Origin of the sequence: Streptosporangium sp. NPDC006013 (assembly GCF_040614275.1) — a bacterium.
GTDB lineage: Bacteria > Actinomycetota > Actinomycetes > Streptosporangiales > Streptosporangiaceae > Streptosporangium.
This window is the reverse complement of sequence record NZ_JBEXUE010000843.1, coordinates 1-2,241: the sequence shown is the minus strand read 5'-3', so window position 1 is coordinate 2,241 and position 2,241 is coordinate 1. Positions and strand designations below refer to the sequence as shown.

General features: G+C 71.5%; 1 protein-coding gene. It reads left to right on the top strand.

What is annotated here, in order from left to right; all coding sequences use genetic code 11:
- On the top strand, positions 1-2,241 hold a 2,241-nt coding region (locus tag ABZ260_RS50210; protein ID WP_355632816.1), incomplete at both ends, for an acyltransferase domain-containing protein.

The following is a 2,241-nucleotide window of genomic DNA, read 5'->3' as shown; positions in this document are numbered from 1 at the left end:
GCTGTTCACCGGGCAGGGCAGCCAGCGGGCGGGGATGGGCCGCGAGCTGTACGAGCGGTTCCCGGTGTTCGCCAAGGCCCTGGACGCGGTGGTCGCGGAGCTGGACCCGCTGCTCGACAGGCCGCTGCGCGACATCATCTTCGCCGAGCCGGGCAGTGATCAGGCCGGGCTGCTGGATCAGACGGGGTGGGCGCAGCCGGCGCTGTTCGCGCTGGAGACGGCGCTGTTCCGGCTGATGGAGTCCTGGGGCGTGGTGCCCGATGTGCTGGCCGGTCACTCGGTCGGGGAGATCACGGCGGCGCACGTGGCGGGAGTGTTGTCGCTGGCCGATGCGTGTGCGCTGGTGGCGGGCCGGGCGCGGTTGATGCAGGCGCTTCCTGCCGGTGGGGCGATGGTGGCGGTGCAGGCGTCCGAGGAGGAGGTCGCCACGCTGCTGGCCGGGCATGCGGGTGAGGTGTCGATCGCGGCGGTGAACGGCCCGAACGCCGTGGTGATATCCGGGGTTGAGGGCCCGGTCCTCAGCGTCGCGGCCGTCCTGGAAGAGCGGGGGGTCAGGACGCGGCGGTTGCGGGTGTCGCATGCGTTCCATTCGCCGTTGATGGACCCGATGCTGGAGGACTTCCGCGCCCTGGCCCGGACGCTGACCTACAGTCCGCCGGAAATTCAGGTGGTCTCGAACGTGACCGGCGACGTGGCCACGGACGAGCAGTTGTGCTCGCCGGACTACTGGGTGGACCAGGTCCGTGGCGCGGTCCGCTTCGCCGACGGCGTCCGCACCCTGCACCGCCAGGGCGTGCGGGCCTATCTGGAGCTGGGCCCCGACGGTGTCCTGACCGCCATGGCCGGCGACACGCTCGCCGCCGACGCGGATGCCGTGCTCGTCCCGGTATTGCGTAAGGACCGCGACGAGCCGACAGCGTCCATGATGGCGCTGGCCGAGCTGCATGTGCACGGGGTGCCGGTGGACTGGCGGCAGGTGCTGCCGAGTGGGCGCCGGATCGACCTGCCCACCTACCCGTTCCAGCACGAGTGGTTCTGGCCCAGCACCCGGCGAATGGGCGACGCTCGGAACCTGGGCCTGACCGCGGCCGGGCATCCTTTGCTGGGCGCCGCTGTGGCGCTGGCCGCTTCGGACGGCGTACTGCTGACGGGCCAGCTGTCGTTGGGGTCGCAGGCCTGGCTGGCCGATCACGTCGTGGGCGGGAGGGTGCTGTTCCCCGGCACCGCGTTCCTGGAGCTGGCCATCCGGGCCGGTGACCAGGTCGGCTGCGATCTGGTGGAGGAGCTCACCCTGGCGGCGCCGCTCGTCCTGGGCGTAACCGACGTCGTATCGGTGCAGGTGTGGGTGGGCGAGGAGGAGTCGGGCAGACGCGACCTGAGTATCTACACCCGGTCGGCCGAGTCCGCCGACGACGAGCCGTGGGTACGGCACGCGGTCGGCGTCCTCGCCGCCGGGGGCCAGACCGCCGAGCGACTCGATACCGAAGTCTGGCCGCCGCAGGGCGCGTCCGCGATCGAGCTGGACGGGCTGTACGGCCGGCTAGCCGAGGGCGGGCTGAGTTACGGGCCGCTGTTCCAGGGGTTGCGGGCGGCCTGGCGACGTGATGATGAGATCTTCGCCGAGGTGAGCCTGCCGAGTCGGCTCGAGTCGGACGCCGGCTCCTTCGGCGTTCATCCGGCGTTGCTGGATGCGGCGCTGCATATGGTGACCTTCGCCGGGCTGGACGATTCCGAGGGCGGCCGGTTGCCGTTCTCCTGGGGTGAGGTGTGCCTGCACGCCGGTGGCGCGTCGGCTCTGCGGGTACGGCTGGCCAAGACCGAGGGCGATGCCATCTCGCTGGCGGTGGCCGATGCGGCGGGCGAACCGGTGCTGACGGCGCGGTCACTCGTCATGCGCCCGATCACGGCGGGCACCGGTGAAGGTGGCCGGAGGAGCAAGCGGGACCCCCTGTTCAGGGTGGAGTGGACGGCGTTGCCGTCGGCGCGGGTGGAGCCGGTGACCGACCCCGCCCCGCCGACGGTCGACATCCACACGTTCGACCTCGCGTCGGCGTTCGGGGACGACCAGGCGCCGGGTGTTGTGGTGACCGAAGTGATCTCCGACCAGGCCGGCGCGGTGGTGCGGGCGACGCACGAGCTGAACGCGCGCGTTCTGACTGTGCTGCAGGGGTGGCTGGCCGATGAGCGGTATCGCGATTCACGGTTGGTGTTCGTGACGCGGGGTGCGGTGGCGGCCGGTGA